Source organism: Sphingobacteriaceae bacterium GW460-11-11-14-LB5 (assembly GCA_002151545.1).
Classification (GTDB): domain Bacteria; phylum Bacteroidota; class Bacteroidia; order Sphingobacteriales; family Sphingobacteriaceae; genus Pedobacter.
In genome coordinates, this window is record CP021237.1 from 695,028 (window position 1) to 714,293 (window position 19,266).

The window sequence follows — 19,266 nt, forward strand, 5'->3', positions numbered from 1 at the left end:
GTTTTTTTTTTACTTAAAAAACAAAATGGAAATAGTTGAAATATTAGGATACGTATTTGCCGTAATAGCGGGTATAGCTATCGGAGTAGTGGTAGGAAGATTCCTCCTGCGTAACTTGCTTAAACAGCAGGAAGTTGCTGCACAGAACAAAGTGAAGAAGATTTTAAAAGATGCAGAGAACAATGCAGAAATTTTAAAAAAGAATAAACTTTTAGAAGCAAAAGAGAAGTTTTTGCAAATGAAAGCCGAGCATGAACAAGAAGTGAATGCGAAAAACAATAACATTAACCAGCGCGAAAATACCATGAAGCAGAAAGAGCAATCGGTAAATCAGCGTATGGAGAACTTCAATAAAAAAGAGCAGGAACTCGATAAGCATAAAAGCAACCTCGAAAAGCAAACTGAACTGGCTGTTAAAAAACAGGAAGAAGTAGAAGTGCTTAAGAATCAGCATCTAAAACAATTAGAAACCATTGCTGGTCTTTCTGCTGAAGAAGCTAAAGAGCAATTGGTAGAAAATCTGAAACAGGAAGCCCGTACACAAGCAATGATGCAGGTGAAGGATATTGTTGATGAGGCAAAATTAACCGCCAGTAAAGAGGCTAAAAAAGTGGTGATCCAAACCATTCAGCGTACCGCTACTGAAGCTGCAATTGAAAATTCGGTTTCTATTTTCCATATCGAAAGTGATGAGATTAAAGGTCGCGTTATTGGTAGGGAAGGTAGAAATATCCGTGCGCTAGAAGCCGCTACCGGTATTGAGATTATTGTGGATGATACACCAGAGGCAATTATTTTATCAGGTTTCGATCCGGTAAGAAGAGAAATTGCCCGTTTGGCTTTACACCGTTTGGTAACAGATGGTCGTATCCACCCGGCACGTATTGAAGAAATTGTAGCCAAAACCAAAAAACAGATCGAAGATGAGATTGTAGAAATTGGTGAACGTACTGTGATCGATTTAGGTATTCATGGCTTACACCCTGAGTTAATCCGTATGGTTGGCCGTATGCGTTACCGTTCATCTTACGGACAAAACCTGTTACATCACTCTCGTGAGGTAGCTAATTTTTGTGCAACCATGGCAGCAGAGCTTGGCTTAAATGCTAAAATGGCCAAACGTGCAGGATTATTACACGATATTGGTAAAGTGCCAGATGATAACCCTGAATTGCCACACGCCATTTTAGGAATGCAATTGGCCGAAAAATATAAGGAGCATCCTGAAATTTGTAATGCTATTGGTGCCCACCACGATGAAATTGAGATGACTTCGATGATCTCGCCAATCGTTCAGGCTTGTGATGCGATCTCTGGCGCACGCCCGGGTGCACGTCGCGAGGTGGTAGAAAGTTATATTAAACGCCTTAAAGATTTGGAAGAACTGGCTTTATCTTATCCTGGTGTTGAAAAAACCTTTGCTATTCAGGCTGGTAGAGAATTACGTGTGATTGTAGAAAGCGAACGCATTACAGATGCGCAGGCAGAACTTTTAGCTGCTGATATTTCGACCCGTATTCAAACCGAAATGACTTATCCTGGTCAGATTAAGGTTACGGTAATCAGAGAAACCCGTTCAGTAGCATTTGCAAAATAGGTTAAATCGTCATCCTGAACTTGTTTCAGGATCTTAGTAATAGAAAAGGTTTGTGAAGGCACAAACCCCGGCGAAAACAAAATATAAAGCGATGGATATTCCATCGCTTTTTTTTATTTTTACATAATGAGCAAGCAAACCATAACAACCGAACCCAAACGACCAGTAGATGTACTTTTTGATAAGTATGCCGAAAGTCACCAAAATCCAACAAACAAACTCGTGCACTGGATCTGTGTTCCGTTAATTGTATTCAGCTTATTAGGATTGATCTGGCAGATCCCTTTTCCGCATATTGGCTTTTTGGGTAGCTATAATGGTTTCTTTAACTGGGCCTCTTTTTTATTGGCCTTTAGCTTGTATTATTACTTCACGCTTTCGCCGGTATTGTTTTTTTTGATGATCTGGGTGGTGGGACTAATGAGCTACATCATTGTAAAGATTGAACAGGCTGTGGGTTTAGGGAGCGGAACAGCCTATGCCATTTATGCGGCTATATTTGTTGCCGCCTGGATTGGTCAGTTCATTGGTCATAAAATTGAAGGCAAAAAACCATCATTCCTGGATGATGTTAAGTTCCTGTTAATCGGTCCGATCTGGTTATTGCACTTCATTTGCAAGAAAGTAGGTATTCGTTACTGACCCTGAAAGCACTTAACGTTTAGTTAACTTTAAAGTAAAACAATGTTAATTAACACCTAACCTGTAGTTAACACTGTGGTAATACTTTTGCCCTTATCAAATAAAGGCAAATTGGATTTACTAAACTCTTTTAAAAGAGCGGCACTCACGGTGTTCGCTTTAACGATCAGCATACTTGCGTATGCACAAACAGGAAAAATTTCTGGAACGGTTACCGATAAAAAAACGGGCGAAACCTTAATTGGGGTAACGGTTAAAATTAAAGGTACAACTAAAGGTACTTCTACAGGTGCAGATGGTAAATATACTATCGCTGCATTACAAGATGGCAAATTTATTATAGAGGCTTCTTATGTAGGTTATGCCAATAAAGAAGTACCGGCTGTGGAAGTGACCGGAGGGGCTACAACTACTTTAAACCTGGCGCTTGAAGAATCTAATTCTCAAAAATTAGCTGATGTACAGGTAAAAGGTCAGGCCAGCAGAGAAACTGAAACGGCACTTTTATCGCTTCAAAAAAATGCAATCGAAATTAAACAGGGTATCGGAATCCAGGAATTATCCAGGAAGGGTGTAAGTGATGTTGAAGAAGGATTAACCAAAATTACCGGTATTACCAAAGTAGATGGCAGGGGTTTATTTGTAAGGGGTTTAGAAGACAGGTATAATAATCTTTTAATAAATGGTTTAGCTGTTCCTTCTAACAATCCTTTCAAAAAGATTATCCCATTAGATCTTTTCCCAACAGACATTGTAAGTGTTTTAGAAACCTACAAAACATTCAACTCAGGTTTATATGGCGATTTTGCGGGTGGAACATTTAATATTGTAACGGCTAAGGGCGAAAAGGCAGTAACGAAAATTAATATCGGTACCAGCTTTCTTTCTAACAGTAGCTTTAAAAAATTCTTAAGACCGGAGGGTGAGACTTCAGTTGGCGATTACTTTGGTTTTCCAAGCAATGACCGTAGCATACCGAAGGTTTTCGGTAAGAAGCCATCATCTTATACCATGACTGCAAACGAAGCCAACTCACAGTTTGACTCTGGCTTCGATGTAGAAGAAGGAAATGCACCTTTAAATACAAATATTGGGATACTACATACACGAAAAATCAGATTTGACAATAACCGTTCTTTCCAGTATCTGGTTTCTGTAAATACAGATAATAATTTTCAAATAAGAGAAGGTGTAGATCGTTTCTTTAATACCGTTCAGGGTATTTACGATAACAACTTATATACCACTAAATACAGGTTTTCGACCAACTCATCTTTATTGGGTGCGGTTAATTATGGTACCAACAGGTTAAACTTAAATTTAAATGCCTTTTATTTAAAAGGAACTGAAACCATGATACAGGATCAATTGGGTTATACCAATGGCCAGGCTACTGCCAATAACTCGTTTATCCGCTTAAACCAATTGCAAAAAACTGATTTTTTTACCGGACAGGTATTTGCGAATTATAAAATAACGGAAGATGATAGACATAGCGTAAGGGCAGGAGCTTCTTATTCAAAAACAGGCTACGAACTTCCTGACAGAAAATCGTTTAAAGGAGCGAAGCTTGATAACAATACCACATCAATCAGTTATACTGGTAATAGTATCACCAGACAGTATATGGATTTTAATGGCGATTTCTTCGGATCTGGTTTATTGGAATACAATTGGAAGTTTGGAAATAGCGATTTAGCAAAAGCGAATAAATTTACGGTAGGTTACAATGGCTCTTTCAATAAAATAGAATCTAATTTCAGGTTTTTGGTTTCACAAAACCTGGCCTCTAACAATGCTACTTTTAATACCAATCAACCTGATGCTACCTTGGCCGGGCAGATTGCCAACGGTGGTTTTACTTATAATGAAGGTACAGGTGCAACTTATCTTGCCCGCATGCAGGAAAGTGTTAACGCCGGTTATGCCGATTTATCTCTTGTAGTAGGTGATAAAATTAACATCAATGGTGGGTTAAGGGTCGAGCAATCGCAACGGGTTACAAGATTCAGAAATCCAGGAACTATTGACGATCCTTTTGTAAGGGTCACAAAAAACAATACAGATGTTTTGCCAGCTGTAAACTTTAAATATTCGGTTAGCGAGAAAACCAACTTAAGGCTATCACTTTCAAAAACCTTAACCAAACCGGTTATTATGGAGGCTTTCCCGTTAGAGTTCGTAAATCCTGATGGAACTATCGAAAATGGTAATGCTAATGTGATTAATAGTCAAAACTATAATTTAGACGTGAAATATGAGTTTTTCCCTTCTAATACCGAAATGTTTGCCATAACCGGATTTGCCAAATATTTGAAAAATCCTATTGAACGTTTGTTTACACCAACAGCTGGAAGCGGTGGTTTAGCCATTACTTATGATAACTCTAAAAAAGCAATTTTATATGGTGCGGAATTAGAATTTTTATTGCAACTCTCAAGATTCAGCGAATCACTTTCTAATTTCTCAGTTGGTTTCAATACCTCGTTGATGTATACGAAAACAACCATCGATAAAGTAAAAAACAGTGCAGAAACTGCTGCCATCGGTAATGATAATACCCGTAAGTTACAGGGTGCTTCACCGTGGTTAATCAATGCCGATATCAAACACGAAAGTAATTTCAGTAAAAACTGGAAAAGTACCATTACACTGGCCTACAACATTTATGGCGAACGTATTTACGCGGTAGGTACCAATGGTTTAGATAACTATTACGAAAAACCTTTTGGAAAACTGGATTTGATCTGGAGCAACAAGATTTCGGGCAAGTGGGATTTAAAGTTTGGCGTAGAGAATATCTTAAACCCAACTTATAAAGTTGATTTAGGCGGAAATAGTTTAGTGAAAATATACGAGAACGACCTTACCGTTAAAGATTATAAAAGAGGTGTTGGCGTATCGTTAGGCCTTGGTTACACATTCTAATTTGACATTACGATTTATTAACCTTCGGTTTACGTAATGTTAAACATGGGTTAATGTATTCAAAACATAGGAAAACTAAATTTACACATCAAAGGAAAATTAAAAAAGATTAAAAATGAAAAAATTACTTTATGCAATTGCTGTGTCAGCTACAATTTTTACGGGCTGTTCAAAAGACGAAGATGACGAGATCCCTACAAAAGTTCCGGTAGTAGGCGAAATCACAGGCGATATTACAGCTAACAGAACATTGGCTTTTGGTAATTATACGTTAAAAGGTATTGTTAAAATTCAATCAGGTGTTACTTTAACTATCGAGGCGGGTTCTACTTTTACTGCTGATAAATCTGATGGTGATGATGGTTTAGTAGTATTAAACGGTGGTAAGTTAATTGCCAACGGTACTGCCGATAACCCAATTGTATTAACAGAAAAATCAAAAGTTGGTGGTTCTTGGAATGGCATTATCATGTATGGTGATGCGCCGATTGTAAACTCATCGACTGCTCCTGCTCCTCAAACTTCAAACTCTGAGGATGGTTTATTATTGCCATACGGTGGTACTAATGCTGCCCATAATGGTGGTTCATTAAAATATGTAAGAGTAGAATATGCAGGCCGTGTAATTACAACCAACTCTAAAGAACAAAATGGTTTCTCATTCTATTCTGTAGGTAGTGGAACAGTATTAGAAAACCTGGTTTCTTACAAAGGAAATGATGATGGTTTCGAATTTTATGGTGGTACCGTAAGTGCTAAAAACTTAATCTCTTATGGTAATGCTGATGATTCTTTCGATTGGCAGGATGGCTGGAGAGGCCAGGATAATACCAACTGGTATGCTTATCAAACCGGTGTGGGCAACTATGGTATGGAAGTAGAATCAAAAGGTGTAGACAATGCATTTTTTCCAAAAGTAACCAACATTACGTTAAAAAGAGCTGCTGGTACTACAACTGAAGCACAAAGTGAAATCCAGTTAGATGCTTTCCAGTTTAAAGCAGAAGGTAATGGTGATTATAGCAATATCGTAATTGATGGTTATGCTAGCCAAACAACGCCTACTGCATTTAATGGTGGTGCTGTACAAATCCGCGATTTAGTTACATTTGACCACCAGGTATTAACGGGTAAGATCAAATTAACTAATGTTAAGGTTACCAATACACCAAACTTGTTTATTAACGGAGTGTCTACCATAAACGTTACCGCGGCTAGTTTTGGTACAAACTGGACCACTTCAACTACTGCAACTGGTGCTACTTTAGTTAAAGGTAAATGGTCAACCGTTGATGGTGTAGATTTATTAGCTAACCTATAAGCATAAACTTTTTCCTGTATAACAGGATATAGATAGGGTATTCATCATATGATGGATACCCTTTTTTGGTAATAATGGTTTTAAATTAGAATCTAATTATATTAATGCATAATTGATAACTTAATAAGTCTTTAACTATTTATTAATGAGACAACGGTATTTTTAGTTATGAAAAACGTCTATTTAACATCTCTTAAAATCGTAATGGTTGCGGCTTTAATTGCTATGGCATTCTGTGGCTGTAAAAAAGATACAACTCTGGTATCTGAACCTAAGAAATTGAAAATTAGTAATAAACTTGCAAGTATTCCCACCCATGTCTTTGATTGGGAAACTGCTGATTATATGCCTACACCAGCAGGTTCACCACCTATCTTGGTGCCTTGGGCATCAGGGAGTAATCAATTATTCCCAAATGAAATTGCTTTTGATTATAAAAAGGCAGATGGCTGGAATCTGATTTACAATACGTTTAGTCCTACTCAATTAACATCTCCCAATTTTTTTGCACTTTACAATAAATATAGAGGATTAATACGCTTTTATCTGTATTTACCTCCTGGAAGCCCATACGCATCTTCATACTTTAGTGATGGATTAGGCATATCTGGCGGATATCCGTCTTCAATAATGAATTTTTCTAAAGAGATTATCGATCCTGAAAATGTACCACAATCAGTAACAAAGATTCAAAATTATCAGATATTATCAACTGGTGCATGGTATGCTTGTCAATACGAGCTAGCTTATGATCCCTATATTGCAAACACCAGTCAAGAGAATTTAAACTTTGTTTGGAATGTATCTTCAACTAATTTGTCTCAAGTTGCACTTAATGGAACGTCAAGTGGAACTTTAACAGGTACTGTTGGTACCGCAAGCTCTGGAGGCTTTAATCTAGGTAGTTTATTAGGGAATCTAGGGAATACTGCTATTCTTGTAGCTGGTTTTAAGGGGATACAAGCACTAAATCTGCCTAAATCAAAAGTCTTTGGAACAGATGTAACAAAGTCTATAGAGGATGGTGTTAAAGGTGGTTTAAGTGGTGCGGTTAAAGGTTTTTTTAGTGCCATATTGGGGGGAGCTGCCACCAGCCCTCAGGTAGTTGATCTAAAATTAAAAGTAGAAACTAATTTGACTGGCTCAATAACAAATAATAGCGGTATCTTAAGTACTACTTTAGCAATGCCGGGATCGGCGAATGCTAATTCCGTTGGATATATTCCGAGTTATAATAAGATTTTAGGTGTTTTTGATTTTTCAGTAGCCCCAATTCTGTTCGTAGCGAATCAGAAAGTGTTAATCTACGAAGCTCCTGGTGCAGAGACAAAATATATCGACGATTATAGTGTAGTTTATCATCATGGCCTCCTTAATGATTTTAGACCAATAACCAATCCAGAGGTTACAAATGATGGAACAACAGTTAAAGTTACCAGAATTGATGTACTTGTACCTTATAGGCAAAAATATGCAAGTTATGGCCGTCCTTCTGAAAAAACAACCATAGAGAGGTATTTGGATAGGAATGATCCAAATTATCCAATGCCCGAAAGTTATGGGAAAGAAATCGTTGGAGAAGAAATTTATGCTTATGGTAGCAGCTCGAATGTTGCGAATGCTAAGAATATTTTCTTTAAGGTTCAGCATCGTCAGGATTATAGTATCGGAACAGGTTACTATAATGCCACCAATCTTGATGGTATTCGCATACGTTATACGATATTGATAACGCCTGGTAATGGCTCTAAGCCTATTACAATTATAAAAACAGTAAAGCCTACGCTAGAATTTACATAGGATTTCTAATTTATAAGAGCATATTTGAATTGCAGCTATTTACAAATGATCAGGAGCCCTATCAGATGAGTTATAAAACTGTTGAAACTGGATTTACTATCAATGGGATGGCACCGGTATTAATAGGATTAGTTATTATTACGAATTTCCTGATCCAATATTAATGAGATTGGTTGGTTTCAGTACACCTGACAGCTATCAATTACAGCCTACAGTTTCTGATGGCAAGTATACACACTGGTAACGGCGGTAAAAAATATTATTGTACATTAACTGTTGAGCAAATAAAAAAGGGGGCGTTCATTTTGATGATGAACGCCCCCTTTTATTTTATAATTTTTTATGCTGTTTCTTTAATCTCTACTTTGCTTTTCTTTGCTACAGCAGGTTTAGCTGTTTTAACCTTCGGACTTGCAGGCGTTGCTTTTTCTTCTTTAATATATGGCGTTATAGAATCATCTTGAGTAGCGAAAGTAACTTTTTTAGTTAATTGCTTTGCAAATTTTTCGATTACTTTATCAGTTTTTTTGGCTTTTCCGTACTGGATAACAAGTTCGTTAAATGCAAGGGCTAATTTCGATTCTAATTCTTTGCGTAGTTTTTTGCTTGTCGAATGATTTTTCGACTTGGATTTATTCTTTTTCATTTAGAACTTATAGGGTTTCTTCAAAGATAAAAAAACAGAAAGTTAAATTAATATTATGATTATGTTAACACATAGCCCGGCGCTTAACATATAAAATATTTCTCATAACTTAGTTTAAATCAAATAGTTTAGAATTTAATCGAACGAATATGAACTATCCAATATTAATCGGCGTTGCGGTTCTGGTTATTATTTTAATTGTTTACCTGATTAAAAGAAACCAAAAGGATAAGAAGGCCTTTGAAGAGGAGACCATTCAATCTGAACTTCCCCCTGAAAAAGACGATAAGGAAAATATTTAAAAAGTATGCCCTGCTGCGATTTCGCCACCCAGATCTAATGTATTCTGGAAGCCTTCCAAATACTGAAGTAAATGCCGCTCTGCATTTGCATAAGAGGTAAATGTAGACGCCGGTTCATAGGCATCAGCATCAGTTTTGCTTTTGTAAAACGAACTGATTTTGAAAACGAAAACTTTGTCATCATTAATAGGCGACATAATTCTAGCCTTTATGGCGTGGCCGTTTACCTCAACAAAAAATTCTTTTAAAACAGTATAGATAACAGCAGACATAGACCAGGTTTTAAATTTAACTCAATATAAGAAATCTAAATTACCTTAAATAGCCCATGAATCAACCTGTTGTTGATAACATAATAATTTTTTAACATTAATTTAATGTGAATGGCTATTTCTTAACAGGCTCGTATGCATAAACCACTTCGTATTTACTGTTTTTGAAATTTGAAGAAAGTTGTCCGATTTTTAGGTTTTGAGCCTGGGGGGTAGGCTCGCAATACGAATATTTTTTGCCTTTATAAGTAACCGGTTCGCCAATTGGTTTATCAAACTGAACAGCAATGGTTAAATGTTTAGGGTATAGCAGGGCAATCATCGGCAGGTTATATATTTCCTTTACCAGATAGAAAAATAGTGCAGCCCGGTCATCGCAATCGCTGTACGTACTTAATAACGTTTGTTCAGGGGAGAAACGTTTTTCCTTGCCGAAGTTTTCACCGTCATCTTCATATAAAAAACCATAACGGGTAAACCTCATCAGGTAATCAACCCCTTTTTTCTGATCCATGCCCTTTAGGTTTTCTTTCAGGGTGGGAATAAGCGAGCTGTACGTTTCCCTGCTTAAAGGGATATTAAAATAACTCTCAAAATCTACTACCGGATAATTTTTGAAAATGGCTTGTACATCTTCATTAACTTTTAGCTTAAAGTGATGGATTTTTTGACGGTAGCTAAATTCGATATCCTTTTCCTGATAACTTTCCGGTTTAAAATCGGGCATTCTGGTTACCTTATAAGAGAAAGGATTTTTAGCCTCTGGAATTAAAATTTTAACAGGTTTGTAAGCATCGGTCTGTTTAAACAGTTTGCCATAATCATGGTAATTCAGGCACATAAACTTTTTATCATCAATCATAAAAAACGGAATATCACTGATATCCTCTTCATTTCTTACATAAAAGATAACCTGATCATTGCCTATGGCTAACCTGGCATCGTAGCCACATTTACTCAGTAAAAACCATTTGTATAAAGTATAACCGAAATAATTAGCTGCTTTCGGGCTAATCTGTTCGGCTGTTTTACGAATCAGCTGATAATAAATCCAGTCGTTTAGGTTGTATTTTTTCTGGTATTTTTCTAAAGACGAAATAAGGGGCGCATATTGACCAGAGGAGATGCGGCTGTAAAAGTTTGAAACGGCTGATGTGGTTGCTGTTTTGGGTATTGGAAAAACCACTGAAGAATCGATACTAAAGTTAAAGGTCCCATCATAAAAATCGAAAGAATAGTTTTGTCCCTTCGAGATGATGGCATTCATCATCAGGCAAACGAACAAAATAGTGCTCAAAACATATGTATAAATCCCTCTTTTCAAACCGCCCTGTATTTGGTTACATTAAATTTACTTATTATTAACATAAAAGCAACAATTTCTTTATGTGAACAATTTTAGCATCACTTAACGTAGTGTTAACATTAATGCTGATTCAGGGCTTTGAAAATTGCTTCTTAGGAGAAAATCGTTGGATTAGAAATATCATTATATATGCATGAATAAATTCTATAAATAACATATCATTAATACCAATTTAACAAGGCAAACCTACTTTTGTGGCATAAATATTTGGTTAGTATTTATAAAGTTTAGGTTAGTTGATAATAAAAAACCCAGATGGATGTCTGGGTTTTTTTATTGAATTGACTTAAAGATTCTTGCCGAGTTTTTCGAGCATTTCTGGTGGGATATTATGTGTATCAACCACTAAGAAGCCATCTAAGCAATCAGAAAATTTAGGGTCGATATTGAATGAGATAATCTTTGCATTCAGGTTCATGTACTGCCTCAATAATACTGGAATTTTGATGTGCGAGTTTTCAATGTCTCCGATGATGCTGTCTAAATCTTTGAACGATTCGCTACTGTCTACCAGGGTATCGGTAGCGATAGGCAGTAAGTCGGCTTTAAATTTGTTCCGGGGTTTAACATATTTGGCCATTTCATAATCGAAATGGTTTTTGGTAATATAATCTACAATTAGGGCCTTGCTAAATTTAGAAAAGTTGTTGCTGATACTCACCGGTCCAAACATGTAACGATACTGCGGATTATCGATCAGGTACTTTAAAATACCTTTCCAAAGCAAAAATAATGGAAGAGGTTTGCCCTGGTATTCTTTTCTGATCCACGATCTGCCCAGCTCTATCCCTTGTCTCAACATCGGGTAAAACTGATCTTTCATTTTGAACAATTCAGACAGGTAGAAGCCACGGCGGCCCATGCTTTCTAAAATTTCATCTCCTTTACCAATCCGGTAAGCACCTACAATATTTTCCAAATCCTTATCCCAAATAAATAAGTGGTTATAGTAGATATCGTAATTGTCGAGATCGATTTTTTTGTTCGTGCCTTCACCAACTTCACGGAAAGTAATTTCGCGCAAACGGCCAATCTCTCTTAAAATATTCGGTATTTTTAAAGTCGGCACAATATATACTTCGTAGTTTTTCTCTGTCCAAACCTTGAAATCTTCCAGAAGCACAACCTCATTTTTAATTAATTCCCTCGAAGTTTCTTCAATTACTTCAACAGGTTTCTTTTTAATCTTAAATAAGTTTAACGGATTAAAGAGTTTTTTCTCTGTATCTAATCCAACACCAAGCGCATAGGTACGGGCCCTTAAAAAGTCCATCAGTTTATTACTACTGTTCATATGCGAAATTTCAGATACGGCAATGGGTTTACCAATGCGTACCTTAATGGTGCGCCCGTGTTTATTTAAAAACTCCGAAGGTAGCTTTGCTGTACGCAGCGTAGGATGGATGAAGCTTAAAATGTTAAAGAAAACACCATTATTGCCATGGAAATAAATAGGTACAACAGGTACTTTTGCTTTGGCAATCAGTTTTCCAACAACAGGATGCCACATCCTGTCGGTTACCTGCTGGGCATCTAATTTAAAGGTAGAAACTTCTCCTGCAGGGAAAATACCAATTGGTGTTCCATTTCTAAGTAAATCAAAAGTAGTTTTTAAGCCACTGATACTTGAAGAATGCTGCACATTTTCGAAAGGATTTACAGCAACAAAAAATTCATCAAGGTTTGGTATTTTCTTCAAAATGAAATTTACCATCACCTTGGCATCCGGCCTAACCGTGCACAATAGTTTAACTAAAGCCAAACCTTCTACACCACCATAAGGGTGATTTGCAATAGCAATAAAAGGTCCTGTTTTCGGGATGCTGTTTAAATCATCATCATCAAATTCTATCGAAACGCCAATGGTTTCTAATATCTTGTCTACAAATTCTAAGCCTTTAAAGTGTTGATTTTGAGCGAATACGTCGTTGATATCGTTCAGTTTCATGATCTCCATCATCAAACCTGCTAAACCTGGTACACCTAGCTTATCTATCTTTGTTGCTTTCGCAAACTCAGATGTAGTTATGATCTTCATATAAAATTCTTAGATTGTTGATAGGCAAAACCCATTCTGTTTTGCAATCCCAAAAATAAGATTTATATTTATAATACACATGTCATATCGCATCAATGAGAATTTGGCTCAACAAAAATTTTGGTGTTAGCAAGGGTGAATTTAATGGATTGCTGTTTCTGGTCTTTATTCTCATTGTCATTAAGGCTATACCTATTATATATGATTATTATCAGCCCCTTTCAAATGATGATCCAAATCTCTTAGCACAAATTCAGAAGATCAGCATCACAGATCAGGCACATGCCAATAGCATTCGCGATCGGATTGAAAGTTCAAATCCCGAAAAACCGGTTAAACTTTTTAAATTCAATCCCAACACTTTAGATGTACAAGGCTGGCAAACTTTAGGCTTATCGCCAAAACAGGCACAATCGATTATAAATTATACCGTCAAGGGTGGTAAATTTTATAAAGCCGAAGATCTTCAGAAAATGTATACCCTTTCGCCAGAAATGTACCAAAAGATATTGCCTTATATTCAGATACCCGATCAGCCCATCAAGGACTCCGGAAAATATGCGCCTTTCGAAAAAAAGGAATATGCTAAAAAAACATTGACAATCGTCGATATCAATAGGGCTGATTCGGCACAACTGGACGAGATAAAAGGCATTGGTGGCACTTTTGCCCTTAGAATTATTAAATACCGCGAGCGTTTAGGTGGTTTTTACAAGAAAGAGCAGCTGCTCGAAGTTTATGGCTTAGATTCTACGAAGTATGCTGAAATTAAAGATCAGATCGAAATCAGCAATACGCCGCTAAAAACAATAAACCTAAATACAGCAACGTTTAACGATTTAAAGCGCAATCCATACCTTTCGTACAAACAGATCAATGCCATTATTCAATACCGCAAGCAGCATGGCAATTATTCGGGTATATCTGATCTGAAAAAGATTGTGCTGTTGAACCAGCAGGTTATCGATAAAATTACCCCTTATATTTCTTTTTAAACACTTGAGTTAAAGATTAAACATTTCCTATTCCGAGTTAATTGCAAAATTTAGAAAGAATCCATTTTCAATTTGATTTGGAAGGCAATTATTAACCCCAAATCATCGTACTGGCCGTGCCTTATAAACCTGATCGGAACGAGCACGGAGTGTAACGGAGTAAAGTGGAGAGCAGGGCTGAGTTGAGCCAAAAGCTCCTGTACCTGATTTCCAAAAAAGATAACCATTTAAAAATTAAGCATTTCCTATTCTGGGTCAATTTTAGGAGTTAGCCGCCAGGTTTAAAAGAATCGATTTTCAATTTGATTTGGAAAGCAATTATAAACTCCAAATCATCTTACCAGCGGTGCCTTATAAACCTGATCGGAACGAACACGGAGTGTAACGGAGTAAAGTGGAGAGCGGGGCTGAGTAACGCCAAACGCTTCTGTACCTGATTTCCAAAAAAAGATGATCATTAAAAAATTATGTATTTCGTTTCCAGGTTAATTATTGCCGTTAATTTCAAGGTTTAAAATTAACCGATAAACTAATTGAACCGAATACCATTTCATTCTGTAATTGCACAAATATTTAATGGTAACTAACTATCAAATAATTGTTTATAATTGCCTCAACTAACTATAAAATATAAATTTAATGAGCGTAAGCTTCGATTTTTCAGAAACAGAAACTCAGCAAAGTGTAAAGGCCATGGTCCGCGATTTTGCAGAGAAAAACATTCGTCCACATATCATGGAATGGGATGAGGCACAGCATTTCCCCGTTGAATTGTTTAAACAGCTCGGAGAACTGGGCTTAATGGGCGTATTGGTTCCCGAAGAATATGGCGGCTCTGGATTGGGCTATCAGGAATATGTTGATGTAATTGTAGAAGTGGCCCGCGTTTGTGGCTCAATCGGTTTATCATTAGCTGCGCACAACTCCTTATGTACTGGTCATATTCTGGCCTTCGCCAATCCAGAACAGAAACAAAGGTGGCTGCCAAAGCTGGCAACAGCCGAATGGATTGGTGCCTGGGGATTAACCGAAGCCAATACAGGTTCGGATGCCTTAAGGATGATGACCACTGCTGTTGAAGATGGCGACGATTACATTATAAACGGTGCAAAAAACTGGATCACTCATGGCAAAAGCGGCGATATTGCGGTTGTTATGGTAAGAACCGGTGAGCAAGGAAGTTCGAAAGGGATTTCGGCTATTGTAGTAGAGCGCGGTACACCTGGTTTTACTGCAGGGAAAAAAGAAAATAAATTAGGAATGCGGGCATCAGAAACCACAGAAATGATTTTTGACAATTGCCGCGTACCTAAAGCCAATTTATTGGGCAATGTTGGCGAAGGTTTTAAACAGGCCATGAAAGTTTTAGATGGCGGCAGAATTTCTATTGCCGCCTTGGCCCTAGGCATTGCAAAAGGTGCTTTTGATGCTGCAGTTGCTTATTCGAAACAACGCCAGCAGTTTGGTCAGCCCATTTCGAGCTTTCAGGCCATTAGCTTTAAACTAGCTGATATGGCTACAGAGATTGAAGCTGCCGAACTATTAATCCGTCAGGCGGCAGATTTAAAGAACAGGCATTTGCCCATGACAAAAGAATCGGCTATGGCGAAATATTTTGCCTCAGAGGTTTCGGTAAGGGTAGCCACAGATGCCGTTCAGATATTTGGTGGTTATGGTTATACCAAAGACTTTCCAGTTGAGAAATTTTATCGTGATAGTAAATTATGTACAATAGGCGAGGGCACCTCAGAAATACAAAAGATTGTAATCGCCAGAGAAGTCTTGCAAGGGTAGAAAGGTAGAAGGTTTAGGGTTTAAGGCAAATGTCGATCACCCTACACCTTAGACCTTACACCTTCAACCTTATTAAAACCAAATATATTATGAGTAATCCGGATGGCTTAACCACCTCCGGATTTTTTTTTGTTTAAAATTTTAAAACCAACTACTTGAAAGCGATGTTTTTTAATGACCAATGACCAATGACCAATAACCAATAACCAATAACCAATAACCAGGATAAGCCTGGAGTTTGGCGTTTGGCGTCAGTTAACCGATTAAATAATGGCCCACATTAGTGACTATTGTACCATAACCAATATTCAATGATCAATAACCATTTGGTAAGTGAACTAATGAACTAATGAACCATTGAACTAATGACTAATAAACTAACATATGGCAAAGTATTCAGAAAAAGCTGGTGAGAAAGTAGAAGAAACCATGCACGAAATGAAAGCAGGTAAGCTTAAAAGCGGATCAGGTAAAAAAGTGACTTCCAAAAAACAGGCTATTGCTATCGGATTATCGGAAGCCAGAAAAGCAGGAGCGAAGGTACCGAAGAAAGGTTAGCAGGTAAAAGGTTTATGGTATAAGGTTTTAAAACTAATCTTTTGAATAATAATTTTCCCTAAACCCTAAACCCTAAACCCTAAACCCTAAACCTTTAGCTTATTGTATATCTTTCGTAGTTAAAATGCTATCTACCACATAAACGCTAAATCCGCGCCAGGGCAGGGTGTTTTTATATTCTTTATAGTGTAACTCGTAAAACTTTCCGCTATTGGCCATCATTTTATCGGCAATTTCCTTATTTGCAATAGAAAATTCGAATTCGTTGTTTTGCAAGGTGCCGGCTTGTTTGGATCGTACGCCGCTTTGAATCAATTTACCTTCGTATGTTTTAAAGATATAACCTTTCTTTACCACATAATTTAATTCGCCTGCTTTAACCCCTTCGCCAAAAACAAAGAAATACCGGTAATAGCAAACTGCTACGAGTAAAATCACGACTATAACTGCGATAATTGAACCTACTTTTTTGCCTGTTGTCATATCCTATATTGTATATATAAATGTAAGTAAACAACAGTTTAGTTTAATCAATGATTTAAATATAATTTCTTTTTATAAAATCTTTCTCATTTTCAATATTTTGCTTACATTTGCAGCCCCGATAACACGGGAAAATTTAAAAAACCACGAGAGGAGGTATTTCAGCGTTATGATCATTATCAACATTAAAGACGGCGAATCATTAGATAAAGCCCTTAAACGTTTCAAGAAAAAGTTTGAAAAAACTGGTGTATTGAGAGAACTACGTAGTCGCCAAGCATACGAGAAAAAATCCGTTGCTCGCCGTACTGAAATTAAACATGCTGTTTACATTCAGAATATGAATCAAGATACAACTGCATAGTTGTTTAAGATATAAATACATTAAAGTCCTCCAGATGTTAAATCGGGAGGACTTTTTTGTTTTAAAAAGAAATCAAAAACTTTACAATAAACAATTAATTAATGATTTCTTTATATCAAAACTATTTGTAACTTCATATCAGTCCCCGGCAAAAAGATATTGAATGTTGCTAAAAAGTTTTATAACCTATTTAACTCACGAGAAGCGCTATTCTCAGCACACCATTACCTCTTATCAAACCGATTTAGATCAGTTTGAAGAGTATATCAATCATACGTTCAGTCTGAATTTTTTAGAAGTAAAACATGTTCATCTGAGGAGTTATATGGTAGATCTGATGGAGAACAAAATATCCGAGCATACCATCAATAGAAAAATTTCGACCTTAAGGAGCTTTTATAAATTTTTACAGCGAACCGGAGAAATTGATCAAAACCCTACTGTTTTAATTAAGGCACCCAAAATACCCAAAAGGTTACCTGTATTTGTTGATACACAAAAAATGGATCATCTACTGGATTCTGAGCATTATTTTGACGAAAGTTTCCCATCGGTTCGCGATCACCTGGTCATCGAACTGCTTTATGGAACAGGCATGCGTTTAACAGAACTGCTTCAGTTAAAGGATACCGATATTGATATTTATTCGGGAACGATAAAGGTGTTGGGTAAAAGAAATAAAGAACGGATCATCCCCGTAAATAAACAGCTTATTAATCAGGTAAATACCTACATTGAGCTAAAAAAGTTGCAAAACTTTAATAACAATTTGCTTATCTTAATCGTTACCAATACAGGTGCAGCGGCATATCCAAAATTAATATACCGTATTGTGACCTCATACCTAAACCACGTATCAACCAATGAGAAGAAAAGTCCCCACGTGCTTCGGCACAGTTATGCAACAAGCCTGTTAAATGCAGGAGCAGATCTAAATGCAATTAAAGAACTTTTGGGTCATGCCAGTTTAGCGGCAACCCAGGTTTACACCCACAATTCAATCGAAAGATTAAAAACAATTTATAAACAAGCCCATCCAAAGGCATAAAAAAAGGAGGAAAAATGAAAATCGGAGTTCAATCAATCCACTTCAGTGCAGACAGTAAGTTGTTAGATTTTATACAAAAAAAAGCAAATAAGCTAGATCAGTTTTTTGACCAGATTATTAGCGGAGAAGTGTATTTAAAGTTAGAGAACGTAGAGGATGAGGCCAATAAAATTAGTGAGATAAAACTCATTGTGCCCGGAGGAACCCTCTTCGCTAAAGAACAATGTAAATCATTTGAAGAAGCCACCGATCTGGCTATTGAATCGTTAAGAAAGCAGATTACGAAACATAAAGATAAAACACGCGCAAAATTAAGCGAGCATAAAGCAATTTTAAGCGAAAGCGAAGCCGCTGATTACTAAAAATTAGCTTAGTTTAAGAAAAGGCAACATGATTAATGATTATGTTGCCTTTTTTATGCACTACCTTGAGGAATTTGCTATTATTTTTTAATTGTTATTGACTAAGGAATTATGGTATCGAATGATTTTTTTTAAAAAAACAATAAGAATAGAAACGATTTAGTGGCGGTAGCGCATGTAAAGGGCAATGGTGGCAAAGCAGCAGGCAGCAGGGGAAAGTGCGATTAAACTTAAAAACCGATTCATATTCGTTTAGAACACCTAAAAAGTTAAAAAAAATAATACAAATTTAAGCGCAGGCAAAGCGGCTGATTATGAAGTACCTATTATTTTAAATGGGCCTAATTGAATGAATAGGCTAAAAAAGTTCAGTATTTTTTTTCAAATTTATTTTGAAGTGAAATATAAGTGTGTATATTTGCATTCCCTTTCGGAAACGGCGTTAGGCCAGGAAGAAAAGGGTTGTTCTTTAAAAAGATAAAAGTTTTAAAAAAACACGTTAATAGTATGAAAAATGAAGATTTTTCGTATCATTGCACAAAATTTAAAGCCTCCTTAGCTCAGCTGGTAGAGCAACTGACTTGTAATCAGTAGGTCATTGGTTCGATTCCGATAGGAGGCTCTTTTTATTTTAAAGTGTTAGCATTTTAAAGTAAAAAATGGGGAGATTCCAGAGCGGCCAAATGGGACAGACTGTAACTCTGTTATCGCAAGATTTCGAAGGTTCGAATCCTTCTCTCCCCACACTTT

Annotated in this window: 15 protein-coding genes and 2 tRNA genes; 12 read left to right on the top strand and 5 right to left on the bottom strand. The window is 36.7% G+C overall.

The window, feature by feature from the left end; translation table 11 throughout:
- The first annotated feature begins 25 nt into the window (after positions 1-25).
- The 5 genes from CA265_02770 to CA265_02790 all read left to right on the top strand — a co-directional run bounded on the left by CA265_02770 (position 26) and on the right by CA265_02790 (position 8,288).
- Complete coding sequence (locus tag CA265_02770) at positions 26-1,597, top strand: ribonuclease Y (GenBank protein ID ARS38661.1); 1,572 nt, start codon at positions 26-28, stop codon at positions 1,595-1,597.
- Between the two features lie 126 nt (positions 1,598-1,723).
- Complete coding sequence (locus tag CA265_02775; protein ID ARS38662.1) at positions 1,724-2,239, top strand: hypothetical protein; 516 nt, start codon at positions 1,724-1,726, stop codon at positions 2,237-2,239.
- A 111-nt stretch (positions 2,240-2,350) separates the two neighbouring features.
- Positions 2,351-5,167 carry a hypothetical protein gene (locus CA265_02780; protein ARS38663.1) on the top strand — a complete coding sequence of 939 codons (2,817 nt, stop codon included), beginning with the start codon at positions 2,351-2,353 and terminating at the stop codon, positions 5,165-5,167.
- A 115-nt stretch (positions 5,168-5,282) separates the two neighbouring features.
- Entirely contained in the window at positions 5,283-6,488 is a 1,206-nt protein-coding gene (locus CA265_02785) for a hypothetical protein (GenBank protein ID ARS38664.1), read from the top strand.
- Positions 6,489-6,692: 204 nt separating this feature from the next.
- Positions 6,693-8,288, top strand: a complete 1,596-nt coding sequence (locus CA265_02790) for a hypothetical protein (protein ARS38665.1) — start codon at positions 6,693-6,695, stop codon at positions 8,286-8,288.
- 340 nt (positions 8,289-8,628) lie between these two features.
- On the opposite strand, the gene CA265_02795 is transcribed toward CA265_02790, so the two are convergent.
- The 4 genes from CA265_02795 to CA265_02810 all read right to left on the bottom strand — a co-directional run bounded on the left by CA265_02795 (position 8,629) and on the right by CA265_02810 (position 12,912).
- Positions 8,629-8,934, bottom strand: a complete 306-nt coding sequence (locus CA265_02795) for a hypothetical protein (GenBank protein ID ARS38666.1) — start codon at positions 8,932-8,934, stop codon at positions 8,629-8,631.
- Between the two features lie 298 nt (positions 8,935-9,232).
- Complete coding sequence (locus CA265_02800) at positions 9,233-9,508, bottom strand: hypothetical protein (GenBank protein ID ARS38667.1); 276 nt, start codon at positions 9,506-9,508, stop codon at positions 9,233-9,235.
- Positions 9,509-9,623: 115 nt separating this feature from the next.
- Positions 9,624-10,778 carry a hypothetical protein gene (locus CA265_02805; protein ARS38668.1) on the bottom strand — a complete coding sequence of 385 codons (1,155 nt, stop codon included), beginning with the start codon at positions 10,776-10,778 and terminating at the stop codon, positions 9,624-9,626.
- A 382-nt stretch (positions 10,779-11,160) separates the two neighbouring features.
- Positions 11,161-12,912: a hemolysin gene (locus CA265_02810; GenBank protein ID ARS38669.1), complete on the bottom strand. Its 1,752-nt coding sequence runs from the start codon at positions 12,910-12,912 to the stop codon at positions 11,161-11,163.
- A gap of 95 nt (positions 12,913-13,007) precedes the next feature.
- Between CA265_02810 and CA265_02815 the strand changes: the two genes are divergently transcribed.
- The gene (locus tag CA265_02815; protein ARS38670.1) at positions 13,008-13,907 is read left to right on the top strand and encodes a hypothetical protein; all 900 of its coding nucleotides are present in this window, start codon (positions 13,008-13,010) and stop codon (positions 13,905-13,907) included.
- 639 nt (positions 13,908-14,546) lie between these two features.
- Entirely contained in the window at positions 14,547-15,701 is a 1,155-nt protein-coding gene (locus CA265_02820) for an acyl-CoA dehydrogenase (protein ARS38671.1), read from the top strand.
- Positions 15,702-16,358: 657 nt separating this feature from the next.
- Here CA265_02820 and CA265_02825 read toward each other — a convergent pair.
- Entirely contained in the window at positions 16,359-16,742 is a 384-nt protein-coding gene (locus CA265_02825; protein ID ARS38672.1) for a hypothetical protein, read from the bottom strand.
- Between the two features lie 169 nt (positions 16,743-16,911).
- Here CA265_02825 and CA265_02830 point away from each other — a divergent pair, with 169 nt between their 5' ends.
- The 5 genes from CA265_02830 (at position 16,912) to CA265_02850 (ending at position 19,260) form a co-directional block, all read left to right on the top strand.
- The gene (locus tag CA265_02830) at positions 16,912-17,106 is read left to right on the top strand and encodes a 30S ribosomal protein S21 (GenBank protein ARS42868.1); all 195 of its coding nucleotides are present in this window, start codon (positions 16,912-16,914) and stop codon (positions 17,104-17,106) included.
- Between the two features lie 163 nt (positions 17,107-17,269).
- Positions 17,270-18,154, top strand: coding sequence for an integrase (locus tag CA265_02835; protein ID ARS38673.1), 885 nt, complete (start codon positions 17,270-17,272; stop codon positions 18,152-18,154).
- A gap of 14 nt (positions 18,155-18,168) precedes the next feature.
- Positions 18,169-18,516, top strand: coding sequence for a ribosomal subunit interface protein (locus CA265_02840; GenBank protein ARS38674.1), 348 nt, complete (start codon positions 18,169-18,171; stop codon positions 18,514-18,516).
- A gap of 549 nt (positions 18,517-19,065) precedes the next feature.
- Positions 19,066-19,138 (top strand) — tRNA-Thr (locus tag CA265_02845).
- A 39-nt stretch (positions 19,139-19,177) separates the two neighbouring features.
- Positions 19,178-19,260: transfer RNA gene (locus CA265_02850), tRNA-Tyr, on the top strand.
- Positions 19,261-19,266: the final 6 nt, after the last annotated feature.